The sequence below is a fragment of the Streptomyces sp. NPDC097129 genome (genome assembly GCF_055668065.1).
The window spans coordinates 238,984-262,423 of the sequence record NZ_JBVOQE010000006.1; the positions used below are offsets into that span (position 1 = coordinate 238,984).

Here is a 23,440-nt window from a genome sequence, read left to right on the forward strand (position 1 = left end):
GTCACGCGGCTACCGCCTCACGGGCCATGGCCTTGAGGTGCCGGCGGACCGAGGCCATCAGCCGGTTGGGCAGGGAGCAGTGGATCAGCCGGTAGTTGTCGAACCGCTCGTAGTGAGCCGCCCAGGTCTCTGACGTCGTGGCGTCGTCGGCGCACTGCTGCCAGAAGGCGACCAGGTGGCACGTGTTGCGGACCAGCTCCGAGATGCCCAGTCGGTTGGCACCGTCGACCATGAACGCGGCGAGTTTCGCGGGGTCCGGGCGGCGGGTGTTCACGTAGTCCGAGGCGTACAGCGCCAGGACCAGGGACACGTCCGGCAGCTGCGCAATCGCAGTCGGGGAAAGCAGCTCAGTGTGCGTGGCGGGCAGCGTCGCGGGCATGATGGAAGCTCCCTTCAAGGGACGAAGGAGGGCGGCGATCTGCTTGGCGGTAGGTGCGTCGCCCTCCGGGTATCTGCGGCTCGGCCGCATGACATAGCTTGCTATATGGCAGGCTAGATCACAAGAGGTAGTGCGGCATAGGGTGTGCTATGTCGACAGGCTCGGTACGCTCGGCGCATGACGGTTGAAGCCCACGACCCCAGGCCCAAGAAGGTGCAGATCGCTGACGCCTTGCGTGAGGAAGTTGCGACTCTGCCGCCGGGGCACCGACTCGCTTCGTTGCGCGAGTTGGCCGAGCGGTTCAAGGTCACCACGGTGACGGTGGGGAACGCGCTCAAAGTGCTTGCCGATGAAGGCGTGATCGTCTCGGTTCCTACGCGGGGGTACTTCGTGCAGTCCCCGCCGAATCGCGGCGAAGCCGGGCAGAAGGCCGACGGGCCGGTTAACCGAGATGAGATCAACGCTATCCACTCCGAGATCCAGCAACTTGCTGCCCGAGTAGCCGAGTTGGAGAAGCGCGCTCAGTCCCCGAGCAGTACCTGACTGGTGATCCACCATCCGTGGAACGCAGTCGATGTGCTAGGGACAGGCGTGGTGTCACTGGGGGACATCCGTAGTGCCAACCCCCTGTCACCCCCCGTGTCACCAGGTCTCTAGATGCCAGACTCGAAGGCAAGCACCGGATGGGAGGGCAGCACATGAGCGACGAACGGCCGGCATGGGCGCGACGGCTCGCCTCGGAGCGCGAAGCCCGGCAGTGGTCACAAGCTGAAGTGGTGGCTGCGCTACGGGCGCATGCTCCGAAGCCTCTGCCGGAGGGCGCCAGCATGGTGCGGCAGTGGAAGCGCTGGGAGTCCGGCGAGGTCATGCCGAGCGACTTCTACAAGCCGATCATTGCGGCCACCTTCGGGACGGTCACTCACGCGATCTTCCCCGTAGCCGGGCAGCGAGACGGAAACGCCGAGATCGTTGCCGTTAGCGGCATGGAGACGCTCGACATCATCAGCCGGTTGCAGGCATCCGACGTCGACAACGCGACGCTTGATGCGCTCCGGATCACGACCGATCGACTGTGCTCCGAGTATCCCTATCTGCCCAGTGCCCAGCTTGCTGCCGAAGGCAGGCAGTGGCTCAAGCGAGTGGCCGGCCTTCAGTCCCAGCGGCTCACGCTGTCGCAGCATCGCGAGATTCTCGCCCTGTCCGGATGGCTCGCGCTCCTGATTGGCTGCGTCGAGTACGACATGGGCGACCGGGCCGCGGCGGAAAGCACCCGGAAGGCCGCCCTGTCTTTAGCTCGCGAGGCCGGTAACACAGAGATCGCCGGTTGGGCTCACGAGATGCGCGCTTGGTTCGCCCTGACTACGGGTGACTATCGGGGCATCTTGGCCGCCTCCCAGGCCGGTATCGAAGCAGCACCCACGCACGGCGTTGCCGTACAACTTGCCGCTCAGGAAGCGAAGGGGTGGGCGCGACTCGGTGACCGTCGACAGACTGAGGTGGCGCTGGACCGGGGGCGAAAGCTCCTCGAAGGCATGCCGTATCCCGAGAACCTTGATCACCACTTCGTAGTGGACCCGGCGAAGTTCGACTTCTACGCCATGGACTGCTACCGCCTGCTCGGAGAGGACCGGTTCGCCGACAACCTTGCTCGCGAGGTGATCCGGGCAGGGACCGACTTCGACGGGTCTGAGCGCTCACCGATGCGGATGGCGGAGGCCAGGATCACTCTTGGCGTTGTTGCCGCACGGCAGGGCGACTTGGACCAGGCCGTCAGTTACGGCGAGTGGGCCCTGAAGGGCGACCGGCAGTCTTTGCCGTCCCTGCTGATGGTCAGCCGCGAGCTTGCGGCCATCGTCAACCGGGACTTCGCTGCCGAACCCGCTGGCCGCGAATACCTCGATCACCTGACCGCGCTTAGTCGCGCCAGCTAGAGCCGTTACAGGTTTCTCTACCTCATCAAGGCCCCCGCGCACGGCGCGGGAGCGCGCCGCCTCTGCGGCGCGGCCCGCCTCCTGTCTTCGCCCCGGCTGGCCGCGCCCGGCGGCGCGCAGGCGACTGCGGGGGCGTGAATGGAGGAAACCCTCTGTGGCTGGGGCGGTCGGCTCCACGGCTTTAGGCAGCCACTTTGGGGCGAGCCTCTAAGATCATGGCCCCAACGTCGTGCTTTACCGGGCAGGTCCACAGACTGCCCGACGCGCCGCAAGCTTACGGGGCCATGATCACTCGCCCCAAAGCAGCTCCAGCCCAAAGCCGCTCCACCGACCGCTCGCGCCTCTGCGGCACTCAGGGGGCGAAGCCGCACAATGCTAGGCATGGACGCTGGGACCGCTGCTGTGGTGGGAGCAGGCATTGGTGGCCTATTCGGAGCAGGCGGAGCTGTGTGGTCTGCTTGGCTGGCGGGTCGATCACAAGGACGGACTCAGCACGCACACTGGCGCCGCCAAGGGCGACGCGAGGCGTACAGCACGCTCATTGCGGCAGTTGCGGCCCACAGGGACGCTGTTGACAGCCTCATGACACTCATGGATGACCGTTACAGCCCTGATGACGCTTCGCGAGCGTTTGAACGCGTCAACGAGCGTTTGCCTGCCGTGAAGGGGGCGGAACCGGTGGTAGCTGTGGAAGGCCCTGCCGATGTTGCCTCGCTGGCACGGGAGGTGATGCAAAGCACGGTGAAAACCACCATGACCGTTGACTTCTACGTCACAGTCGCCCAACGGTCCGGCGGGCCAGGCGAGTGCGAGTACGAGGCTAACCGTGTCTATGAGGACTTGATGGAGCTGAACGGTCATCTGAGCAGCTTCACACAAGGGGCCAGGAGCGCGCTGGACTCCGAGCGGCTGTAGACAAGGAGGCTCTCCGGCGGCGCTGCGGTACAGCAGAGAAGTACAGCAACCACGTCGACCGCAGGCGACTGGAACCAACCATCAATGGCTCAATCAGCAGGCCACGTGACCTAAGCGACCGTCCCGCCCGTAGTTCGCATCGAGGGGGCCAGGGGTTCAAATCCCCTCAGGTCCACGCAATGAGAGCCCCGACGATCATCAGATCGCCGGGGCTCTCGTCATTCCCTTTGACGCTGCGGTTCCGCTCTTGCGCGCTCAGCGGCGCAGCGCCGCCGCCGTCGTGGCCGTCGACGACACCACCGCCAGCAGCGCGCACCCGGCCGTCGCCGCACCGAGAGCCGGCCACGGCATCACCAGCGGCGCCGGCGCCGACAACAGCCCCAGGGCAGCGCCCGTACCGGCTGCCGTGACGAAGGTCACCAACAGCCCGAGCAGGGCGCCCGCCGCCACCACCGTCAGCGCCTCCAGCGCCGCCAGCCGCAGGATCTGCCCCCGCGTGGCGCCCGCCAGCCGCAGCGCCGTGAACTCGGCGGCCCGGCCGGACACCGACATGGTCAGGGTGGTGGCGAGCGCCAGGCCCGTGTAGAGCAGGGCGATACCGAGGACCAGGAAGAGACCGAGCCGGGTCGTCCCGGACGTACCCGGCCGGGACGAACGCAGCCACTGCGCGCGCGTGAGGACCGCTACGCCGTCCCCGGGACGGACCCTCGCGCGCAGCGCCGTCGCGATGCCGGCCGGGTCGGCACCGGGGCGTACGCGGACGTCGAGCCGTTCCACGGGCGCGCCGGGAGCGCCGGCCGGGGTGACCCACACGCCGTTGTCGCCGGTGCCGGTGGCCAGGACGGCCGCGACGCGCAACGTCCGGCGGGTGCCGTCGCCGAGCCAGACGGTGACGCGGCGGCCGACGGTGTGCTCGGCCCACTCCTCGGTGACGACGATCGACGCGTCGTCCAGGTCGGCGATCCGGCCGGCCCGCACCGGCAGCCGTACGGTCGCGGCCAGCAGACGGGGATCGGCGGCGTGGGCGTCCGAGGTGACGAGCGCGACGCCGTCCTCCACGGTGTGGACGGCCGTGTCGCGGACGGGGGAGACGGCGGCGCCGGGAAGCGATCGCAGCCGGTCCACCGCCGCCCTGCCGATCCCGCCGGAGACGTCCACGCGCGCGTGCCCCTGCGGCACCACCACGAAGTCCGCCGCCGTCGCCCGGTCCGCCTCCGCCGCCCGCGCCCGCTCCAGCGTCGCCGGGGTGCCGAGCAGACAGCCCGTCAGGGCCACCGTGGCCAGCACCGGTGCGGCGACGGCGGCCGTGCGGCGCAGGCTCGTCGAGGCGTTCTCACGGGCCACCATGCCCAGGGCGCCCGGCAGCCGGGCGGGCAGCCAGGCCAGCAGCCGCACCGACGGTCGCAGCAGCGCCGGGGAAAGCAGCGCGAACGCGCCGATCAGCAGCAGCGGGCGGCTGACGTAGGTCTTGCGGTGCAGCAGGTCGCCCGGGTCGGTGAGCAGCGTGTGGGCGAGCGTCGCGGCGGCGGCCAGCAACAGAGCCGCACCGCACACGCGGCGCCCCCACGTCAGGGCGCTTTTCTCCACCGACGCCTCGCGCAGCGCCTGCGTCGGCGCGGTCCGGCCCGCCCGCCAGGACGCTGCGGCCGCCCCGCTCAGTGCGACCAGCAGCCCCGTCCAGAACGCCCCTTGGTACGGCCACGCGTACCAGGGCAGGCCGGCCAAGTGGAACCAGCCGGGTGCCAGGCCGCCCTCGACCACGCGCGTGACGAGCAGCGGCGCGCCGTACGCACCGAGCACGCACCCCGCAGCCGACGCCGCGACGCCCACCAGCAGCGCCTCCGCCAGCACCGTGCGCCGCACCTGACCCGGTGTCGCCCCCGCGGCGCGCAGCAGGCCGAACTCCCGGCTCCGCTGGGCCACCATGAACGCGAAGGTGGACGCCACGACGAGGACCGACACGAAGCCGCTGACACCGCCCGCCGTACCGAACAGGGCGTTCAGCGCTGTCAGCGCGCGGGCGTCCCGGCCGGGGTCCGGGTCCGCGAGCCGACGCGCGTCACCGGTCAGCACGCGCACGCCGTCCGCGCCGCCCACGGCCCGCCGTACGGCCGCGGGGTCGGCGTCGGCGACCAACTGCACGACGCCGGGGGCGAGGCCGGCGGCACGCGCGTCGGTGAAGAACACCGGGTTCTCGGCACCGCGGGCGTGAACCGTGCCGACCACCCGCAGCACACCGCGGTCGCTGTTGAGGCGCCGGCCCACCGCCGTCCAGCCGCCGGCGGTGACCACCTCGTCGGCCGCGCGGGGCGCGCGTCCCGCGTCCAGCCGGTACGGCGCGAAGCGGGCGACCGGCCACGGGTGGCCCACCAGATCGCCGGGACCGCCCGCGACGCGTACGGCGAAGGAGCGGTCCTCGACGACGTCACCGACCGTGCGCAGCGCGGCCACCGTGGCCGCCGGCACCGCGCGGGGCCGGGTGAGGGGGCGGGTGCGCACACCGGCCGGGGTCGGCACCCGCAGCGTGTCCTGGCCGCGGACCACGGCGGGTGCGGCGGCGAAGCGCTCCGGGCGGTGCCGCGGGGCGTCGAGCGTGGCGGCGAGGGCGAGGCCCATCACGGTGAGCAGCGCCGCGCCGAGGCAGAGGGCGAGGAAGCTGCCCGCGAAGGACACCCAGCGGGTGCGCAGTGTGCGCACGGCGAGACTCAGCACGGGAACACCCCCGCCACACGCGCGTGCGGCGCCCCCGCTTCGGTGTCCACGCGCGCGTGTGGCGCGCCCGCTTCGGTCGGCACGCGCGCGTGCGGCGCGCCCGCTTCGGTCTGCACGCGCGCGTGCCGCGCGTCCCCGTCGGTGGCGCCCGTCTCCGCCTGCGCCTCCAGGCCCGCCAGGTGCGTGGCGATGTCGCCCGCCGACGCCCCGCTCAACTCGCCGTGCACGCGGCCGTCGACCAGGAACACGACCCGGTCGGCGTAGGACGCGGCCACCGGGTCGTGCGTGACCATGACCGTCGTCCCGCCCTGCGCGTCGACCATGCCGCGCAGCAGCTGGAGCACCTCCCGGCTGGAGCGCGAGTCCAGCGCGCCGGTCGGCTCGTCCCCGAAGAGGACCTCGGGGCGGGTGATCAGCGCACGGGCCAGGGCGACGCGCTGCTGCTGGCCACCGGACAGTTCCGACGGCCGGTGCCGGGCCCGAGCGCCGAGGCCGACCTGCTCCAGCGCTTCACGCACGCGTGCCGCACAGGGGCGGCGGCCCGCCAGCCGCAGCGGCAGCGCGACGTTCTGCGCCGCGGTCAGGGACGGCAGCAGGTTGAACGCCTGGAAGACGAACCCGATCCGCTCGCGGCGCAGCAGCGTCAGCTTCCGCTCGCTCAGCCCGGTCAGCTCCGTCCCGCCGAGCCGGACCGAGCCCGAGGTGGGCCGGTCGAGTCCGGCGGCGCACTGCAGCAGCGTCGACTTGCCGGAGCCCGACGGGCCCATCACGGCGGAGAACGTGCCGTGCCGGAAGGACAGCGACACCCCGTCCAGCGCCGTCACGCCGTCGTCCGGGGTGCCGTATCGCCTGCTCACGGCGGTCAGTTGGATCGCGTCGGTGGTCATCCGGCCTTCCGTCCCCACTCGTTCGAATCGCACAGGGACAAGCCAACCGGCGCCGGACGCCCCAGTCGGTCGGGCAGGGGCGAGACTTGGGGTAGGGCCAGGCATACCCCCCGCCCACCCGCTGGACCGATGGCGGCGAGAGGCCCCCCGCTCCTACCGTGACCGGCATGCAACCGCGCACCGTCTGGCAGGCCCTGGGCCGCCCCCGCTATCTGCTGACACCCTGGCCCTGGCGCGCCGCCGCCTACCTGGTGTCGGGCGTGGCCCTCGGGGTCGCCGTGCTCGTGTCGCTGCTGACCCTGGTCGCGGTCGGCGGCGCGCTGGCGCTCGTGCTGGTCGGGCTGCCGCTGCTCGCCGCCGTCCCGCTCACCGGGCTGCCCGTGGCCGCGCTCGAACGGCACCGGCTGCGCCTGGTCGCCGACGGCCCGGCCCCCGGCGGACGCGCCGCACCCCCCGAGCCCGGGCTGCGCAGCTGGCTGACCACCCGGCTCCGGGAACAGGCCACCTGGCGCGAACTCGGCCACGCGCTGCTGTGCGCGGCACTGCTGTGGCCGGCCGAGGCGCTGGCGGTGACCGTCGCGGTGCTCTTCCCGCTGGCGATGGCGGCGACCCCGCTGCTCATGGCGACGGCCGGCGGCGGCCGGGAGGCGAAAGTCCTCAAGACGTGGACAGTGACCGGCTGGCCGGCCGCGTGGGGCGTGGCCGTCCTCGGCGTCCTGCTGCTCGCGGCCGGCGCCTACGTCCTCGGTGCCGCGGCCGGGGCCCGGGCCGGACTCACCCGGCTGCTGCTCGCGCCCCGCGAGCCGGAACTCGGCGCACGCGTCGCGGAACTGGCCCGCTCCCGCAGCCGGCTGGTCGACGCGTTCGAGGCCGAGCGGCGCCGCATCGAGCGGGACCTGCACGACGGGGCGCAGCAGCGGCTGGTGGCGCTGACGATGACGCTGGGCCTCGCCCGCCTCGACGCACCGCCCGGCCCGCTCGCCGAGCAACTGGCCCGGGCGCACGAGCAGGCCGGCGCCGCCCTCGCCGAACTGCGGGAGCTGATCCACGGCATCCACCCCCAGGTCCTCGCCGACTACGGCCTCGCGGCGGCCGTCGCCGACGCCGCCGACCGCAGCCCGGTCCCCGTTCAGGTGCGGTTCGACCTGCCGGGACGGCTGCCCGGCGCGGTGGAGGCCGCCGCGTACTTCGTGGTGTGCGAGGCCCTCGCCAACGTCGCCCGGCACAGCGGGGCGAGCCGCGCCGAGGTGTGCGGCGGGCACACCGGCGGACGGCTGACCGTCGAGGTGCGCGACGACGGCCGCGGCGGCGCGGACGCGGCTCGTGGCAGCGGGCTCACCGGGCTCGGGGACCGGTTGTCAGTGGTCGATGGAAGACTTTCCGTGTCGAGCCCGCCGGGCGGAGGGACGGTGCTGCGCGCGGAGATCCCGTGCGCGGTGCGCGCCGACGCCCCGGAAGGCGGGACGGCCGCGCGGGTCGCCACGGGGGAGCGATCCGGGTGAGGGGCGGGACGGACGGGGGGACGTGATGGGTGAGAACAGGGGCGGGCGGGCGCTGCGGGTGGTCCTGGCCGAGGACAGCGTGCTGCTGCGGGACGGGCTGACCGCTCTGCTCACCCGGTTCGGGCATCGGGTGGCGGCGGCCGTCGGGGACGCGGACGCGCTGCTCGCCGCGGTCGCCGGGCACGAGCCGGACGTGGTGGTGACCGATGTGCGGATGCCGCCGGGCCAGACCGACGAGGGGCTGCGCGCGGCGGTCCGGCTGCGCACCGAGCGGCCCGGGCTGCCGGTGCTGGTGCTCAGCCAGTACGTGCAGCGGGCGTACGCCGCCGACCTGCTCGACTCCGGGGACGGCACCGGGGTCGGCTATCTGCTCAAGGACCGGGTGGGGCAGGTCGAGCAGTTCGTGGACGCCCTCGCCGAGGTCGCCGCCGGCGGCACGGTGGTCGATCCCGAGGTCGTACGGCAGTTGCTGCGCCGCCGCCGGGATCCGCTCGCGCGGCTCACCCCGCGCGAGCGGGAGGTGCTGGCGCTGGTCGCGGAGGGCAGATCCAACGGCGCGATAGCCCGGCGGCTGGTCGTGTCCGAGGCCGCGGTGGGCAAGCACATCGGCTCCATCCTCACCAAGCTGGACCTGCCGCCCGCCGAGGACGTGCACCGCCGGGTGCTGGCGGTGCTGGCGTTCCTGCGGGAGTGAGCGGGAACACAAAGGCCGGCTACAGGGTCTTGGCGAAGCAGCGGCTCTCCTCGTGGAAACGGTAGTAGCCGAACTTCTCGCAGGGCTCGTAGCCGCAGGAGGTGTACAGGGCGATGGCCTCGGGCTGCTTGGTGCCGGTCTCCAGGACCATGCGGACGCGGCCCGCCGCGCGGGCGTCCTCCTCCAGGGCGGCCAGCATCCGCCGGGCCAGCCCGCGGCCGCGCGCGTCGGCGACCACGTACATCCGCTTCAGTTCGGCGTCGCCGTCCCGGTTGCCCTCGTGGTTCGCGTCCTGCCGGCGCCAGCCGCCGGTGGCCACGGGCCGCTCGTCGGCGTCGTACACGATGAAGTACACGCCGTTCGGCGGCTCGAAGTCGGACGGGTCCAGCACGGTGGCGTCGCCGCCGTCGCCGTAGCGCTCGTGGTACTCGGCCTGGACCTCGTCGTTGAGTTTGACGGCGTCAGGGTGGTCGAAGGGGACGCGACGTATAAACATGCCAGGTATCGTACTTCTATGCGGAGGTGTGGTCCCGGGTTGTGAGGACCTGGACCAGTGTGCCGGTATCGTGCCGGGGTGCTGACTGTGACCACCGTGAATGTGAACGGGCTGCGGGCCGCCGCCAAGAAGGGCTTCGTGGAGTGGCTCGCCCGGACGGAGGCGGACGTCGTGTGCCTCCAGGAGGTGCGCGCCGAGCCGCATCAGCTGCCCGAGGAGGTCCGGGAGCCCGAGGGCTGGCACGTCGTGCACGCCCCGGCCGCCGCCAAGGGCCGGGCCGGCGTCTCCCTGTACACCCGCCGCGAGCCGGACCGCGTCCGCGTCGGCTTCGGCTCGTCGGAGTTCGACGGCAGCGGCCGTTACGTCGAGGCCGATCTGCCGGGAGTCACGGTCGCCTCCCTCTACCTTCCCTCCGGCGAGGTCGGCACCGAGCGGCAGGACGAGAAGGTGCGCTTCATGGGCGAGTTCCTGGCGTACCTCAAGGAGCTGCGCGAGCGGGCCGCCGCCGACGGCCGCGAGGTGCTGGTCTGCGGCGACTGGAACATCGCCCACCAGCAGGCCGACCTGAAGAACTGGCGCGGCAACCAGAAGAACTCCGGCTTCCTGCCGGAGGAACGCGAGTGGCTGAGCCGCGTCCTCGCCCCGTCCGAGGGCGGCTACGTCGACGTCGTACGCGCCCTGCACCCGGACGTGGAGGGCCCGTACAGCTGGTGGTCGTACCGGGGGCGGGCCTTCGACAACGACAGCGGATGGCGCATCGACTACCACGTCTCCACGCCCGGCCTCGCAGCGAAGGCCGTCAAGGGGTTCGTCGAGCGCGCCGCCAACCACGCCGAGCGCTGGTCGGACCACGCGCCCGTGACGGTCGTCTACGACCGCTGACCCGAACGGCGGGGACCTAGTCCCGCTTGCTGAGGCGTCGGTCCAGGGCCAGGGAGAGTTCCGCCTCCACCACGCTGCGGGCCAGGGGGCGCAGGCGGTGCAGGCCGGAGTCGCCGGTGTGGCGTTGGATCAGGGTGGTGAAGAGTTCGGCGAGGGCGTCGGCGTGTTCGCGGACGCGGGCGCCGGCCGCCAGGACCTCGGCGAGCGGGATGCCCTCGCGGACCAGGGCGGAGGAGACGTCCAGCAGGCGCCGGCTGATGTGGACGATCTCGTCGCCGTCGGTGCCGAGGTAGCCGAGGTCCATCGCGGCGGCGAGGTTCTCGGGGGTGACCTCGCCCTCGAAGCGGGCGGCGAGTTCCTCCGGGGTGAGGCGGACCGGTTCCTCCTCGGTGGGGGTGCCGATGCCGATCAGGTCGGCGACGTTGCGGCCCTGGTCGAGGGCCTCGGCGAGTTCCGCGATGCCGTTCAGGGTGTGGCCGCGTTCCAGCAGGGCGGCGATGGTGCGCAGCCGGGCGAGGTGGTGGTCGTCGTACCAGGCGATGCGGCCCTCGCGGCGGGGCGGCGGGAGCAGTTTGCGTTCGCGGTAGAAGCGCAGGGTGCGCACCGTGATGCCGGCCAGCCGCGCCAGCTCCTCCATGCGGTACTCACGATTGTCGGCCACGGGAGGAGCCTATGGTCTACCGCCGGTAACTTTCCTCGCCCGCCCCCTACCCATCAGTACGGAGCTCCTCTACTCTCCCCATTGCGCCAGTGTTCACTGGCAGAGTCTGGCAGGGACCGCAGAGTCCAACAGCGATGCGCGGAGGCTTCGGGATGGCCCACGAACACGAGCATGTACGGGTGGCGGTGATCGGCTCCGGGTTCGGCGGGCTCGGCGCCGCCGTGCGGCTGCGACGCGAAGGGATCACGGACTTCGTCGTCCTGGAGCGCGCCGGCAGCGTCGGCGGCACCTGGCGCGACAACAGCTACCCCGGGTGCGCCTGCGACGTTCCCTCCCACCTGTACTCCTTCTCCTTCGCGCCCAACCCCGACTGGCCGCGCACCTTCTCCGGGCAGGAGCACATCCGCGCCTATCTGGAGCACGTGACGGACACCTTCCGGCTGCGGCCGCACCTCCGCTTCGACTCCGAGGTCAAGCGGATGACCTGGGACGCCGAGCAGCTGCGGTGGCGCATCGAGACCGCGTCCGGGGACCTCACCGCCGATGTCGTCGTGTCCGCCACCGGGCCGCTGTCCGATCCGAAGATCCCCGACATCCCGGGGCTCGACTCCTTCCCGGGCAAGGTCTTCCACTCCGCCCGCTGGGACCACGACCACGACCTCACCGGCAAGCGCGTCGCCATGATCGGCACCGGCGCCTCCGCCATCCAGATCGTGCCGTCCATCCAGCCGAAGGTCGGCCGGCTCACCCTCTTCCAGCGCACCCCGGCCTGGGTGATGCCCCGCGTCGACCGGGCGATCAGCGGCGCCGAGCGGTGGCTGCACCAGCAGCTGCCCTTCACCACCAGGGCCCGCCGCGGTCTGCTGTGGGGCATCCGCGAGCTCCAGGTGCAGGCCTTCACCAAGCACCCCGACGAGCTCGGCTTCGTCGAGCAGCTCGCCAAGCGCAACATGGCCCGCGCCATCAAGGACCCGGCCCTGCGCGCCAAGCTCACCCCGGACTACCGCATCGGCTGCAAGCGGATCCTGCTCTCCAGCACCTACTATCCGGCGCTCGCTCAGCCCAATGTCGATGTCGTCGCCAGCGGGCTCGCCGAGGTGCGCGGCTCCACGGTGATCGCCGCCGACGGCACCGAGACCGAGGTGGACGCGATCATCTTCGGCACCGGGTTCCATGTCACCGACATGCCGATCGCCGAGCGGGTGGTGGGCGCGGACGGGCGCACCCTCGCCGAGCACTGGAGCGGCGGCATGGAGGCCCTGCGGGGCGCCACGGCCGCCGGGTTCCCGAACTGGATGACGATCATCGGGCCCAACACCGGCCTCGGGAACTCCTCGATGATCCTCATGATCGAGTCCCAGCTGAACTACCTGGCCGACTATCTGCGCCAGTTGAACGTCCTCGGAGGCCGCGCCGCCCTCGACGCCCGCCCGAGCGCCGTGGGCGCCTGGAACCGGCGGGTGCAGGAGCGGATGAAGCGCACGGTGTGGAACACGGGCGGCTGCACCAGCTGGTACCTGGACGCGAGCGGCCGCAACACCACCATCTGGCCGGGGACGACCAGCGAGTTCCGCCGGGCGACGCGACGGGTGGACCTCGCGGAGTACGTCGTCCTGCGGCCACCGGCGACGACGTCGGCGCCGAAGACCGAGGTCACCGCGGTGACCGACGGCGCGGAGGTGACCGCGTGAGCCGCCCCGCCCACGTCACCTCGGGCCCCTACGCCCCGCCGGCCCCCGCCCGCACCCTCACCGTCACCTCCGCCGACGGCGCACGCCTCCATGTGGAGGTGCACGGACCGGACGACGGCCCCGCCGTCGTCCTCGCCCACGGCTGGACCTGCTCGACGGCGTTCTGGGCGGCGCAGATCCGGGCGCTGTCCGCCGACCACCGCGTCATCGCCTACGACCAGCGCGGCCACGGCCGCAGCCCCGCGTCCGCGGCGTGCAGCACCGACGCCCTCGCCGACGACCTCGAAGCCGTGCTCGGAGCGACCCTCGCGCCCGGCGAGCGGGCGGTGATCGCCGGGCACTCCATGGGAGGCATGACCGTGATGGCGGCGGCCGGGCGCGCGAAGTTCCGCGAGCACGCGGCGGCCGTCCTGCTGTGCAGCACCGGCAGCTCCCGGCTGGTCGCCGAGTCCACCGTCGTACCGATGCGGGCCGGGCGGCTGCGGACCTGGCTGACCGGCCGCGTCCTCGGCTCGCGGGCCCCGCTCGGACCGGTCACGCCGCTCGGACTGCGGATCCTCAAGTACGGGACGATGGGCCCCGGTTCGGCCCCGCACATGGTGCAGGCGTGCGCGCACATCGTGCACGGCTGCCCCCGCAAGGCGCGGTACGCCTGGTCGCGGGTGCTGGAGCTGCTCGATCTCGACCACGGCGTCAGGGAGTTGACGGTGCCCACCGAGGTCGTCGCCGGCACCGCCGACCGGCTCACCCCGCCGGCCCACGCCCGGTCCCTGGCCGCCGCGCTGCCCGACTGCGCCGGGCTGACCGAGCTGCCCGGCATCGGCCACATGACCCCGATCGAGGCGCCCGAGCTGGTCGCCACCCGGATCAGGGAACTGGCCGCCGCCCACGTCACCGCACCCGCAGAGCATGTCACCGCACCCGCAGAGCACGTCACCGCACCCGCGGAGCTGGAGGAGAGCGCATGAGCAAGGTGAGTCTTCAGGGGCAGGTCGCGGTCGTCACCGGGGCCGCGCGCGGGGTCGGTGAGCTGCTCGCCCGCAAGCTGTCGGTGCGCGGCGCGAAGGTGGCCCTGGTCGGTCTGGAGCCGCAGGCGCTGAAGGAGGTGTCCGAGCGGCTGCACAGCGAGAGCGCCTACTGGCACGCCGACGTGACCGACCACGAGGCGATGGCGCGGGTCGCGCAGGAGGTCAAGGCACGGTTCGGCAAGGTCGACATCGTGGTGGCGAACGCCGGGGTGGCGACGGGCGGTCCGTTCGTCGACTCCGACCCGGACGCCTGGCGGCGGGTGATCGAGGTCAATCTGATCGGCTCGGCGGTCACCGCCCGCGCCTTCCTGCCGGTGCTGATGGAGAGCCGCGGCTATCTGCTCCAGGTCGCCTCGCTCGCCGCGATGACGCCGGCGCCGATGATGACGGCGTACTGCGCGTCCAAGTCGGGTGTGGAGGCGTACGCGCACAGTCTGCGCGCGGAGGTCGGCTACCGGGGTGTGCGGGTGGGCGTGGCCTATCTGTCGTGGACGGACACCGACATGGTGCGCGGCGCCGACCAGGACGAGGTGATGCGGGAGCTGCGGCAGCGGCTGCCGTGGCCGTCCAACAAGACCTATCCGCTGGGCCCGGCCGTGGACCGGATCGTCGCCGGCATCGAGCGCCGCTCGGGCCATGTGTACGGGCAGTGGTGGCTGCGCGGGATGCAGGGCGTGCGCGGCTACCTGCCGGCCGTCATCGGCACCGTGGGGCAGCGGGAGATGCGGAGGTTCGCGGACCGGCTCCAGGGCATGCGTTCCGGCCTCGTCGGCGCAGGTGGCGCGGCCGATGAACAGGAGCGGACTACGCTGCGTAACTGATCGACATGCGCAGGGTCACCGCCCGTGTGAATCTGGTCGAGGCCCCCCAGGGGGCGACTGAATCAGCCACCACAGGAGTGAACCCACATGGGCATGAAGGACAAGTTCCAGGACCAGGCCGACAAGCTGCAGGAGCAGGCTCGCCAGCGCGGCGAGCAGGCCCGCGACAAGGGCGAGCAGGGCCGCGAGAAGCTGGGCAACCGCGGCTCGCAGCAGCCGCAGGACCGCTCGCAGCGTGAGCGCGGCCGCCAGGGCATGGAGGACGCGGAGCAGGAGCTGGACGAGCGCTTCGACCGCGACGAGGACATGATCTGACCTCGGCCTGACCGGTACGGCGTGGGGTGCCCGGACTTCTCGGGCACCCCACGTTCGTGTACGCCCACCCGGTGGTCACTGCCGTGGCGGCAGCTTCGGCCGGGACCGGTCGGGGACGTTGCGGTAGTCCGGCGGGGACGCGGGCGGGTGGGTCCGCAGCAGGTCCAGGGCCAGCTGGACGGCGTCGTCGAGCTGGGCGTAGCGGCCCTCGGCCCAGTCCAGCGGGGTGCGCAGGGCCTCGACGTCGGGGATGACCCCGTGGTTCTCGATGGACCAGCCGTAGGCGTCGAACCAGGCCGCGTTCATCGGTACGGTGATCACGGAGCCGTCGCCCAGGCGGTGCCGGCCGGTCATGCCGACCACGCCGCCCCAGGTGCGCTGGCCGACGACCGGCCCCAGTTTCAGCAGCTTGAACGCGGCCGTGATCATGTCGCCGTCCGAGGAGGTCGCCTCGTCGGCGAGTGCGACGATCGGCCCGCGCGGGGCGTTGGAGGCGTACGACACGGGCTGGGCGTTGCGGGTGAGGTCCCAGCCGAGGATGGTGCGGGTGAGTTTCTCCACGACCAGTTCGCTGATGTGGCCGCCGGCGTTGCCGCGCACGTCCACGATGAGCGCCGGCCGGGACATCTCCATGCGCAGGTCGCGGTTGAACTGGGCCCAGCCGGAGCCGCCCATGTCGGGGATGTGCAGATAGCCGCACTTGCCGCCGCTCAGCTCGCGCACGACCTCGCGGCGTTTGGCGACCCAGTCCTGGTAGCGCAGGGGCCGTTCGTCGATCAGCGGCACGACGGCCACCCGCCGGGAGTGCGCCTCCGCACCCTCTTCCCCCTCGGCGACGCTGAACGTCAGCTCCACGGTCGTCCCGCCCGCGCCGGCGAGCAGCGGATACGGCCCCGTCACCGGGTCCACCGCGCGGCCGTCGACGTGGGTGAGGGCGGCGCCCTCGCGGATGCCGGTGCCGGCGAGCGGGGAGCGGGCCTTGGAGTCGGAGGAGTCGCCGGGCAGGATGCGTTTGATCCGCCAGAGGCCGTCGCGGCACACGAAGTTGGCGCCGAGCAGGCCCTGCCAGCGCTGGTAGTGCGGCGGGCCCTCGTTGCGGCGGGCGGCGGTGACGTAGGCGTGCGAGGTGCCGAGTTCGCCGAGCACCTCGCGCAGCAGGTCGGCGAACTCGTCGGGGGAGGCGACCCGTTCGACCAGCGGGCGGTACTGGGCGAGCACCGCGTCCCAGTCGATGCCGCTCATGCCGGGGTCCCAGAAGTAGGCGCGGATGAGCCGGCCGGCCTCCTCGAAGGACTGGCGCCACTCGGCGGGCGGGTCGGCCTCGTGCAGGATGCGGCGCAGGTCGATCCAGACCGTCGAGTCGCTGTCGCCGGGCTCGGTGGAGGGGAGAGCGCGCAGCTCGCCCTCGTCGACGACGACCAGCCGGGTGCCGTCGCCGCTGACCGCGAAGTAGTCCAGGTGGCCGACGAGTTCGGTCTTCTTCGCCTTGGCGAGGTTGAAGTACTCCAGGGTGGGGCGGCCGGTGGTGTCGTCGGGGTTGACGAAGGTCTCCCCCAGCGCCCCGGAGATCGGCCAGCGCAGCCAGACCAGACCGCCGCCGGCCACCGGGTACAGCGCCGAGTACTTGGAGGCGATCACCGGGAAGGGCACGACCCGGCTCGCCAGCCCCTCCACCTCGACGGTCACCTGCCCGCCGGCGCCCTCGTCGTCCACCGGGTCCAGCCCTCCGGCGGCCGGCCGGCCCTCGGGGCTCAGCGCGAACGGGGAGGGGGTGGCCGACGACAGCGGCACGAGGTAGGGGCGGCAGCCGAGCGGGAAGGACAGGTCGCCGGTGTGCACGTCGTACACCGGGTCGAAGCCGCGCCAGGACAGGAAGGCGAGGTAGCGGCCGTCGCGGGTGAAGACCGGGTTCTCGTCCTCGAAGCGGCCGTTGGTGACGTCGACGATCAGCCGGTCCTTGATGCGGGCCATCTTGATCTGCCGCAGGGACCGCCCGATGCCCGGATGGGACCAGGTCAGCCACGCCCCGTCCGGGGAGAAGGACAGGTCCCGCACGGGCCCGTTGACGGACCGGATCAGCTCGGTGACCTCGCCGCCGGACTCCTCGTCCGTGTCCAGGAGCAGCAGCCGTCCGTCGTGCGAGGCGATCGCGAGCCGTTCGCCGTCGGGGTCGGCGATCATCTCCAGCACCCGGCCCAGCGCGCCCGAGGCCATCCGGCGCGGGGCGCGCTCACCGGTGGTGCGGGGCAGGTAGGCGATCTCGACCGCGTCCTCGCCCTCGGCGTCGGTGACGTAGGCGACCTGCCCGCCGGAGCCGAGCATCTCGGGCAGCCGGACGCGGACGCCGGGGGTGTCGGCGATGGTGCGGGCGGGGCCGTCGCGGTGGGTGAGCCAGTACAGGCTGCCGCGCACCACGACGGCGCTCGCGCGGCCCGTCTCGTCCACGCCGAGGCCGTCCACGTGCTGCGCGGCCGGCACCTGGTAGGGCCGCCGCCCCGTGCGCGGGCCGCTGAGGCGGACGTCCAGGCGGCGCGGTTCGGAGGCGGGGGAGAGGTCGTCGACGATCCACAGCTCGCCCGCGCACTGGTAGACGACCCGGTTGCCGTCGGCGGCGGCGTTGCGGGCGTAGAAGGCGTCGTGGTCGGTGTGGCGGCGCAGGTCGGAGCCGTCCTGGGCGCAGGAGTAGAGGTTGCCGACGCCTTCGTGGTCGGAGAGGAAGGCGATGCGGTCGCCGACGAACATGGGCGAGGCGAGGTGGCCGCCGATGTCGGCGAGCAGCCGGCGCCCGTGCAGCCACAGCCGTCCCATGGCGCCGCCCCGGTACCGCTTCCAGGACGCCGGTTCGTGCGGCGGGGTGCCGGTGAGCAGCAGTGACTTGCGCTCTCCGGCGAGGTCGGCGACCTGGACGTCGGTGACCGGGCCCCAGGGCAGCTTGCGGCCCGGATCGCCCTGGGTCGTGATCTTGTAAGCCCAGGTGAAGTAGGAGAACGGCTCGCCGTGCGAGGCGACCGCGAGGATGTCGCCGTCGGGGGTCCAGCCGGTCACCCGGGTGTCGGAGCTGCCCCAGTAGGTGAGCTGGCGGCTGGTGCCGCCGTCCACCGGCTCCAGGTGGATCTCCGGGTCGAGGGTGCGCCAGCTGGTGTAGGCGACGAGGCTGCCGTCGGGGGAGAAGCGGGGGTGGCCGGCCTTGGTGCGGTCGGCGGTCAGCCGCCAGGCGCGCTCCCGTCCGTCGAGCGGGGCCAGCCACAGGTCGTCCTCGGCCACGAAGCACAGCAGATCGCCGTGGAGGTGGGGCATGCGCAGATAGCTCACACTCCCCATGCTTTTCCGCTCGGGGGGCCCGGGCAACTCGTGTGCCGGCCCGGCACGGGACCTTTATACGGTCCTCACGACCGTGACCCACAACACGAACGAAACCGTTTCGTTTCGCTTGGCTTGTGCGATACGTTGACCGTGTACGCAACCGTGTCGTCGAAAGCGCGAGCAGGAGCAGGAGGGCGGTGACCGGGATGACCGAGGTCGCGGCGGCACGTCGCAGCCGCATCACCCCCGAGCGCGAGGCCGAGTTGTACGAGGCCGTGCTCGACCTGCTCCGCGAGGTCGGCTACGACGCCCTCACCATGGACGCCGTCGCCGCCCGCACCCGCTCCAGCAAGGCCACGCTCTACCGCCAGTGGGGCGGCAAGGCCGAACTGGTCGTGAAGGCCATCCGGCACACCAAGCACGGCCGGATCGACGAGATCGACACCGGCTCCCTCCGGGGCGACCTGCACGCCCTGGTGCGGCTGGAGGACGACTGCACCATCCAGCAGAACTCCGCGCTCATGCGGGGCGTCGCCATGGCGATGCACCACAACGCGGACCTGAGGGAAGCGTTCCGGGCCCAGCTCGTCGAACCCGAGATGTCCGGCTTCCACCAGGTGATCCAGCGGGCGATCGACCGCGGCGAGGTCCGCGCGGACTGTCCCGCGCTCGGCTTCCTGCTGCACATGATGGTCGGCGGCTTCGCCACCCGGGCGCTGCTCGACGACCAGCCGCCCACGCAGGCCTTCCTCACCTCGTACATCGACGCCGTGGTCCTCCCCGCCCTCGGCGTCCCCACCTGCTGACAGTCCCCTCCCAGCAAGCCCACCCCTGACGTCTCCGCTCACGTCGTCGGGCTGATCATCCCTGCCCTGAAACCACGACTTGACCGGGAGTACGCCCTCGTGGCCACGTTCCTCTACAAACTGGGCCGCCTCGCCTTCAGGCGACGGCACTTCGTCGCCCTGATCTGGGTGGCGCTGCTGACGCTCGCCGGCGTCGGCGCCGCCTCCGCGCCCGCGGCGGGCAGCACGTCCTTCTCGATACCCGGTACGGAGGCCCAGAAGGCCTTCGACCTGCTCGAACAGCGCTTCCCCGGGGCCAGCGCCGACGGCGCCACCGCCCGCGTCGTCTTCAAGGCGCCCACCGGGCACACGATGACCGACGCCGCCACCAAGGCGACGGTCGAGAAGACCGTGGACGAGCTGTCCACCGGCTCCGAGGTCGCCTCCGTCGCCGACCCGTACCAGGGGCACGCCGTCAGCAAGGACGGCTCGATCGCGTACGCCTCGGTGAAGTACAAGGTCTCCGGCATGGAGCTCCAGGACTCCTCGCGGGACGCCCTGAAGGCCGCCGCGCAGCACGCGCGGGACGGCGGGCTGAGCGTGGAGATCGGCGGTGACGCGCTGTCCGCGGCGCCCAAGACCGGGGGCACCGAGATCATCGGCATCGGCATCGCCGCGGTCGTCCTCGTCATCACCTTCGGCTCGCTGCTCGCGGCCGGGCTGCCGCTGCTCACCGCGATCATCGGCGTCGGCATCGGCGTCTCCTCGATCACCGCGCTGGCCAGCACCCTCGACCTCGGCTCCACCACCTCCACCCTGGCGTCGATGATCGGCCTCGCGGTCGGCATCGACTACGCCCTGTTCATCGTCTCCCGCTACCGCGCGGAACTCGCCGAGGGCCGCACCCGCGAGGAGGCCGCCGGCCGGGCCGTCGGCACGGCGGGCTCCGCGGTGGTCTTCGCCGGCCTGACCGTCGTCATCGCCCTGGTCGGCCTGTCGGTCGTCAACATCCCGATGCTGACCAAGATGGGCGTCGCCGCCGCGGGCACGGTCGCCATCGCCGTCCTCATCGCCCTCACCCTGATCCCGGCGCTGCTCGGCTACGCCGGCCGCCGTGTCAAGCCGGCCGGCCAGAAGAGCAAGCTGCTCGGCGGCGGCCGCGCCAAGGCCAAGGCCGCCGCCCAGGACGCCACCAAGGCCGCGGCCAAGGACGCCTCCGGCAAGCCGAACATGGGCACCCGCTGGGCCAGCTTCGTCGTACGCCGCCCGGTCGCCGTCCTGCTGCTCGGCGTCGTCGGCCTCGGCGCGGCGGCCGTCCCGGCGGCCTCCCTGGAGCTGGGCCTGCCCGACGACGGCTCCCAGCCGGTCTCCACGACCCAGCGGCGGGCCTACGACCTGCTGTCCGAGGGATTCGGTCCCGGGTTCAACGGGCCGCTGATGGTCGTCGTCGACGGCAAGGACGCGAGCGCGCCGGGCACGGCCTTCGACAAGGTCGCCGCCGAGATCAAGGGCATGAAGGACGTCGCGGCGGTCGTCCGGAGCAAGCCCAACAAGGCCGGCGACACGGCCACGATCACGGTGATCCCGGCCTCCAAGCCGTCGTCCACGCAGACCGAGGACCTGGTCCACGCCATCCGCGACAAGGGCGCGGACATCACGTCCGACACCGGCGCCAAGGTGCTCGTCACCGGCTCCACGGCGATGAACATCGACGTCTCGCAGAAGCTCAACGACGCCCTCGTGCCGTACCTGGTGCTGGTCGTGGGCCTGGCGTTCCTGCTGCTGATCGTGGTGTTCCGCTCGATCCTCGTCCCGCTGAAGGCGGCCCTCGGCTTCCTGCTGAGCGTGCTCGCGGCCCTCGGCGCCGTCGTCGCGGTCTTCCAGTGGGGCTGGCTGTCCGGCCTGATGGGCGTCGAGCAGACCGGCCCGGTCATGTCGATGATGCCGATCTTCATGGTCGGCGTGGTCTTCGGCCTCGCGATGGACTACGAGGTGTTCCTCGTGACCCGGATGCGGGAGGCGTACGTCCACGGGGAGAAGCCGAGCCAGGCCGTCGTCACCGGCTTCCGGTACGGCGCGCGGGTCGTCACCGCGGCCGCCGTCATCATGATCGCCGTGTTCTCCGGGTTCATCGGCTCCAGCGAGGCGATGGTGAAGATGATCGGCTTCGGCCTGGCCATCGCGGTCTTCTTCGACGCCTTCATCGTCCGTATGGCGCTCGTCCCGGCCGTCCTGGCGCTGCTGGGCAAGCGGGCCTGGTGGCTGCCGAGGTGGCTGGACCGCGCCCTGCCCAACGTCGACGTCGAGGGCGAGGGCCTGCGCACCGCGGGAGACGCCGGGCACGGGGACAAGGAGCTGGTGCGCGCCTGACGCGCCGCACCCGGCCAGGCCGCCGGTGAGGGTTCCGTGGGGACGGGGCGCCCTCACCGGCTTCCTCGTGCTCCCGGGCCCTCGGCGGTCAGGCTTCCCTGCCGCTCCCTCGCCCGGCGTGAGGCGGGCCACGGTCCCTCCGCACCCCGCGTGACCTGGGCCAGGGTCCCTTCGCACCCCGCGTGACCTGGGCCATAAGCGGTCGCGTGCCCCCTGCACGCACCACTAGCGTGCGGGGCATGACGACGACAGCCGCCACTGACGCCGACGGCGCCGGGAACTCCGGCGCTCACCCCCTGTTCGCCCAGGCCCTGCTCGCCATGGGCCTCACCGATCTGCCCCCGCGCATCCGCCGCTTCCCCGACGCCACCCGCACCGCCGCCGAGGCCGCCGCCGCGATCGGCTGCGAGCTGAGCCAGATCTGCAAGTCGCTCATCTTCGCCGCCGACGGCGAGCCCGTGCCGGTGCTGATGGACGGGGCGTCCCGGGTCGACGTCGAGCGGGTGCGCGCCGAGCTCGGCGCCGAGCAGGTCACACGGGCCCAGCCGGACGTCGTCCGGGAGGCCACCGGGTACGCCATCGGCGGGGTGCCGCCCTTCGGGCACCGTACCCGCACCCGGGTCCTCGCCGACCGCTCGCTGCTCGCGCACGACGTCGTCCGGGCCGCCGCCGGCACCCCGCACACGGTGTTCCCGATGGCGCCGGGCGACCTCGTCGCCCACGCCGGCGCCACCCTCGTGGACGTGCGCGAGCGCACCTCGTGACCCCGGTCGTCACCGTGGCCGTTCTGCTCGCCGCCGTCACGCACGCCGGCTGGAACGCCATCGCGCACCGCATCACCGACAAGCTGGTCGCGTTCACGCTCATCGCCGGCGGCGGAATGCTCATCGGGCTGGCACTGATGCCGTTCGCGGCCTTCCCGGCGGCCGCGGCCTGGCCGTATCTGCTGGGCTCCGCGGTCATCCACATCGCCTACAACGCGCTGCTGATGCGCTCCTTCCGGCTCGGCGACTTCGGGCTGGCCTATCCGATCGCCCGCGGCTCGGCGCCGCTGGTGGTGACCGTGCTCGCCGCGCTCTTCGCGCACGAGGTGCCGAACGGCTGGGCCGCCGCCGGGGTCGCCGTGTCCTGCGCGGGACTGTCCGGGGTCGCCCTGTGGGGGATGCGCGGACGCCGGCCGAACTGGGCGGCGATCGGCGCGGCCCTCGCCACCGGCCTCACCATCGCCGGGTACACGGTCGTCGACGGGCTCGGGGTGCGGGCCTCCGGGTCCTCCCTCGGGTACATCGCCTGGCTGATGGCCGCCCAGGGCGTGGTGATCCCGGCGTACGCCGTGCTGCGCTGGCGCGGGCGGACGGCGGCCGTGCTCAGGCCGTACGCGGTGCTCGGCCTGCTGGGCGCCACGCTGTCCGTCTTCGCCTACGGGCTGGTGCTGTGGGCGCAGACCAAGGCGGACCTCGCGCCGATCGCGGCTCTGCGCGAGTCGTCGATCATCGTGGGCGCGGCGATCGGCGCGGTGTTCTTCAAGGAGCGTTTCGGCGCGCCCAGGATCGCCGCGGCGGGCCTGCTGGTGGTCGGGATCGGGCAGATGCTGCACGCCGGATAGGGCCGATACCGCCGGCCGGACAGGGCCGATGCCGCACGCCGGGCAGGGCCGATGGCGCCGGGGACAGTGCTGCTGCCGCGTGCCGGACAGGGCCCGGCCCGGCTGGATGCGTCGCGGCGTCGTGAGGAGCACCCTGGAAGCAGATGCTCCGGAGGTGATCCTGATGACCATGCACACCGCTGTGGGATGGCACGTGGAACTGGAGTTCAGCGAGGACGACCAGCGCACGCGCGCGGTGGCGATGGTGCGGCTGCCCGACGGCTCGGAGGTCCGGGCCCACGGCAGCGCCACCCGCCACCGCACGGACTCCAATCAGCCCCGGGTCGGGGAGGAGATCGCCGGTGCGCGGGCGCTGAACGAGCTGGCGATGCGGCTGCTGACGAAGGCGCACGACGAGATCGACGGCGCCTCCGGCCGGATGTCGCACCCGATCCACGTGTGAGGGCCCGCGCCGGGGAACGG

At 72.5% G+C, this 23,440-nt stretch carries 21 protein-coding genes; 15 read left to right on the forward strand and 6 right to left on the reverse strand.

The window, feature by feature from the left end; all coding sequences use genetic code 11:
* Position 1: 1 nt before the first annotated feature.
* A complete protein-coding gene (locus tag AC0B9F_RS19565) occupies positions 2-379 on the reverse strand; it encodes a hypothetical protein (RefSeq protein WP_472004203.1) in 378 nt (125 codons plus the stop codon).
* Between the two features lie 177 nt (positions 380-556).
* Here AC0B9F_RS19565 and AC0B9F_RS19570 point away from each other — a divergent pair, with 177 nt between their 5' ends.
* The 3 genes from AC0B9F_RS19570 to AC0B9F_RS19580 all read left to right on the forward strand — a co-directional run bounded on the left by AC0B9F_RS19570 (position 557) and on the right by AC0B9F_RS19580 (position 3,225).
* Positions 557-922 (forward strand): GntR family transcriptional regulator, encoded by a 366-nt coding sequence (locus AC0B9F_RS19570; protein WP_472004205.1) that lies wholly within the window; start codon positions 557-559, stop codon positions 920-922.
* 155 nt (positions 923-1,077) lie between these two features.
* A complete protein-coding gene (locus tag AC0B9F_RS19575; protein ID WP_472004207.1) occupies positions 1,078-2,310 on the forward strand; it encodes an XRE family transcriptional regulator in 1,233 nt (410 codons plus the stop codon).
* A gap of 591 nt (positions 2,311-2,901) precedes the next feature.
* Entirely contained in the window at positions 2,902-3,225 is a 324-nt protein-coding gene (locus AC0B9F_RS19580; protein ID WP_472004208.1) for a hypothetical protein, read from the forward strand.
* 255 nt (positions 3,226-3,480) lie between these two features.
* Here the strand turns inward: AC0B9F_RS19580 and AC0B9F_RS19585 are convergent, their stop codons facing one another.
* On the reverse strand, positions 3,481-5,937 hold the full coding sequence (locus tag AC0B9F_RS19585; RefSeq protein ID WP_472004210.1) for an FtsX-like permease family protein: 2,457 nt from the start codon (positions 5,935-5,937) through the stop codon (positions 3,481-3,483).
* The gene (locus AC0B9F_RS19590; protein ID WP_472004213.1) at positions 5,931-6,824 is read right to left on the reverse strand and encodes an ABC transporter ATP-binding protein; all 894 of its coding nucleotides are present in this window, start codon (positions 6,822-6,824) and stop codon (positions 5,931-5,933) included. The genes AC0B9F_RS19585 and AC0B9F_RS19590 overlap by 7 nt, the downstream gene beginning before the upstream one ends.
* A 167-nt stretch (positions 6,825-6,991) precedes the next feature.
* Between AC0B9F_RS19590 and AC0B9F_RS19595 the strand changes: the two genes are divergently transcribed.
* Together AC0B9F_RS19595 and AC0B9F_RS19600 are read left to right on the forward strand one after the other, a co-directional pair.
* The gene (locus AC0B9F_RS19595) at positions 6,992-8,326 is read left to right on the forward strand and encodes a sensor histidine kinase (RefSeq protein WP_472004215.1); all 1,335 of its coding nucleotides are present in this window, start codon (positions 6,992-6,994) and stop codon (positions 8,324-8,326) included.
* A 25-nt stretch (positions 8,327-8,351) separates the two neighbouring features.
* The gene (locus AC0B9F_RS19600) at positions 8,352-9,020 is read left to right on the forward strand and encodes a response regulator (RefSeq protein WP_472004217.1); all 669 of its coding nucleotides are present in this window, start codon (positions 8,352-8,354) and stop codon (positions 9,018-9,020) included.
* A 19-nt stretch (positions 9,021-9,039) separates the two neighbouring features.
* Here AC0B9F_RS19600 and AC0B9F_RS19605 read toward each other — a convergent pair whose 3' ends face one another.
* The gene (locus AC0B9F_RS19605; protein WP_472004219.1) at positions 9,040-9,516 is read right to left on the reverse strand and encodes a GNAT family N-acetyltransferase; all 477 of its coding nucleotides are present in this window, start codon (positions 9,514-9,516) and stop codon (positions 9,040-9,042) included.
* 78 nt (positions 9,517-9,594) lie between these two features.
* On the opposite strand from AC0B9F_RS19605, the gene AC0B9F_RS19610 reads away from it, so the two are divergent.
* Positions 9,595-10,398: an exodeoxyribonuclease III gene (locus AC0B9F_RS19610; RefSeq protein ID WP_472004223.1), complete on the forward strand. Its 804-nt coding sequence runs from the start codon at positions 9,595-9,597 to the stop codon at positions 10,396-10,398.
* Positions 10,399-10,414: 16 nt separating this feature from the next.
* On the opposite strand, the gene AC0B9F_RS19615 is transcribed toward AC0B9F_RS19610, so the two are convergent.
* Positions 10,415-11,035: a MerR family transcriptional regulator gene (locus tag AC0B9F_RS19615; RefSeq protein WP_472004578.1), complete on the reverse strand. Its 621-nt coding sequence runs from the start codon at positions 11,033-11,035 to the stop codon at positions 10,415-10,417.
* Positions 11,036-11,211: 176 nt separating this feature from the next.
* Between AC0B9F_RS19615 and AC0B9F_RS19620 the strand changes: the two genes are divergently transcribed.
* From AC0B9F_RS19620 to AC0B9F_RS19635, 4 genes are all read left to right on the forward strand, one after another.
* Entirely contained in the window at positions 11,212-12,750 is a 1,539-nt protein-coding gene (locus AC0B9F_RS19620) for a flavin-containing monooxygenase (protein WP_472004227.1), read from the forward strand.
* Positions 12,747-13,718 (forward strand): alpha/beta fold hydrolase, encoded by a 972-nt coding sequence (locus AC0B9F_RS19625; protein WP_472004231.1) that lies wholly within the window; start codon positions 12,747-12,749, stop codon positions 13,716-13,718. Before AC0B9F_RS19620 ends, AC0B9F_RS19625 begins: the two co-directional genes overlap by 4 nt.
* The gene (locus AC0B9F_RS19630; protein ID WP_472004235.1) at positions 13,715-14,599 is read left to right on the forward strand and encodes an SDR family oxidoreductase; all 885 of its coding nucleotides are present in this window, start codon (positions 13,715-13,717) and stop codon (positions 14,597-14,599) included. The genes AC0B9F_RS19625 and AC0B9F_RS19630 overlap by 4 nt, the downstream gene beginning before the upstream one ends.
* A gap of 87 nt (positions 14,600-14,686) precedes the next feature.
* Positions 14,687-14,914: a hypothetical protein gene (locus AC0B9F_RS19635; protein WP_472004238.1), complete on the forward strand. Its 228-nt coding sequence runs from the start codon at positions 14,687-14,689 to the stop codon at positions 14,912-14,914.
* A gap of 75 nt (positions 14,915-14,989) precedes the next feature.
* On the opposite strand, the gene AC0B9F_RS19640 is transcribed toward AC0B9F_RS19635, so the two are convergent.
* Entirely contained in the window at positions 14,990-18,226 is a 3,237-nt protein-coding gene (locus AC0B9F_RS19640; protein ID WP_472004580.1) for a S41 family peptidase, read from the reverse strand.
* A gap of 197 nt (positions 18,227-18,423) precedes the next feature.
* On the opposite strand from AC0B9F_RS19640, the gene AC0B9F_RS19645 reads away from it, so the two are divergent.
* The 5 genes from AC0B9F_RS19645 to AC0B9F_RS19665 all read left to right on the forward strand — a co-directional run bounded on the left by AC0B9F_RS19645 (position 18,424) and on the right by AC0B9F_RS19665 (position 23,420).
* Positions 18,424-19,023 carry a TetR/AcrR family transcriptional regulator gene (locus AC0B9F_RS19645; RefSeq protein ID WP_472004582.1) on the forward strand — a complete coding sequence of 200 codons (600 nt, stop codon included), beginning with the start codon at positions 18,424-18,426 and terminating at the stop codon, positions 19,021-19,023.
* A 99-nt stretch (positions 19,024-19,122) separates the two neighbouring features.
* On the forward strand, positions 19,123-21,372 hold the full coding sequence (locus tag AC0B9F_RS19650; protein ID WP_472004240.1) for an MMPL family transporter: 2,250 nt from the start codon (positions 19,123-19,125) through the stop codon (positions 21,370-21,372).
* 239 nt (positions 21,373-21,611) lie between these two features.
* Positions 21,612-22,136 carry a YbaK/EbsC family protein gene (locus tag AC0B9F_RS19655; protein WP_472004242.1) on the forward strand — a complete coding sequence of 175 codons (525 nt, stop codon included), beginning with the start codon at positions 21,612-21,614 and terminating at the stop codon, positions 22,134-22,136.
* Positions 22,133-22,978 (forward strand): EamA family transporter, encoded by an 846-nt coding sequence (locus AC0B9F_RS19660; protein WP_472004244.1) that lies wholly within the window; start codon positions 22,133-22,135, stop codon positions 22,976-22,978. Before AC0B9F_RS19655 ends, AC0B9F_RS19660 begins: the two co-directional genes overlap by 4 nt.
* A gap of 163 nt (positions 22,979-23,141) precedes the next feature.
* Complete coding sequence (locus AC0B9F_RS19665) at positions 23,142-23,420, forward strand: DUF1876 domain-containing protein (RefSeq protein ID WP_472004245.1); 279 nt, start codon at positions 23,142-23,144, stop codon at positions 23,418-23,420.
* Positions 23,421-23,440: the final 20 nt, after the last annotated feature.

Coding starts and splice junctions, on each gene's coding strand:
- AC0B9F_RS19565 (WP_472004203.1), bottom strand. CDS start 379: ATGCCCGCGACGCTGCCCGCCACGCACACTGAGCTGCTTTCCCCGACT.
- AC0B9F_RS19570 (WP_472004205.1), top strand. CDS start 557: ATGACGGTTGAAGCCCACGACCCCAGGCCCAAGAAGGTGCAGATCGCT.
- AC0B9F_RS19575 (WP_472004207.1), top strand. CDS start 1,078: ATGAGCGACGAACGGCCGGCATGGGCGCGACGGCTCGCCTCGGAGCGC.
- AC0B9F_RS19580 (WP_472004208.1), top strand. CDS start 2,902: ATGGATGACCGTTACAGCCCTGATGACGCTTCGCGAGCGTTTGAACGC.
- AC0B9F_RS19590 (WP_472004213.1), bottom strand. CDS start 6,824: ATGACCACCGACGCGATCCAACTGACCGCCGTGAGCAGGCGATACGGC.
- AC0B9F_RS19595 (WP_472004215.1), top strand. CDS start 6,992: ATGCAACCGCGCACCGTCTGGCAGGCCCTGGGCCGCCCCCGCTATCTG.
- AC0B9F_RS19600 (WP_472004217.1), top strand. CDS start 8,352: ATGGGTGAGAACAGGGGCGGGCGGGCGCTGCGGGTGGTCCTGGCCGAG.
- AC0B9F_RS19605 (WP_472004219.1), bottom strand. CDS start 9,516: ATGTTTATACGTCGCGTCCCCTTCGACCACCCTGACGCCGTCAAACTC.
- AC0B9F_RS19615 (WP_472004578.1), bottom strand. CDS start 11,035: ATGGAGGAGCTGGCGCGGCTGGCCGGCATCACGGTGCGCACCCTGCGC.
- AC0B9F_RS19620 (WP_472004227.1), top strand. CDS start 11,212: ATGGCCCACGAACACGAGCATGTACGGGTGGCGGTGATCGGCTCCGGG.
- AC0B9F_RS19630 (WP_472004235.1), top strand. CDS start 13,715: ATGAGCAAGGTGAGTCTTCAGGGGCAGGTCGCGGTCGTCACCGGGGCC.
- AC0B9F_RS19635 (WP_472004238.1), top strand. CDS start 14,687: ATGGGCATGAAGGACAAGTTCCAGGACCAGGCCGACAAGCTGCAGGAG.
- AC0B9F_RS19645 (WP_472004582.1), top strand. CDS start 18,424: ATGACCGAGGTCGCGGCGGCACGTCGCAGCCGCATCACCCCCGAGCGC.
- AC0B9F_RS19655 (WP_472004242.1), top strand. CDS start 21,612: ATGACGACGACAGCCGCCACTGACGCCGACGGCGCCGGGAACTCCGGC.
- AC0B9F_RS19665 (WP_472004245.1), top strand. CDS start 23,142: ATGACCATGCACACCGCTGTGGGATGGCACGTGGAACTGGAGTTCAGC.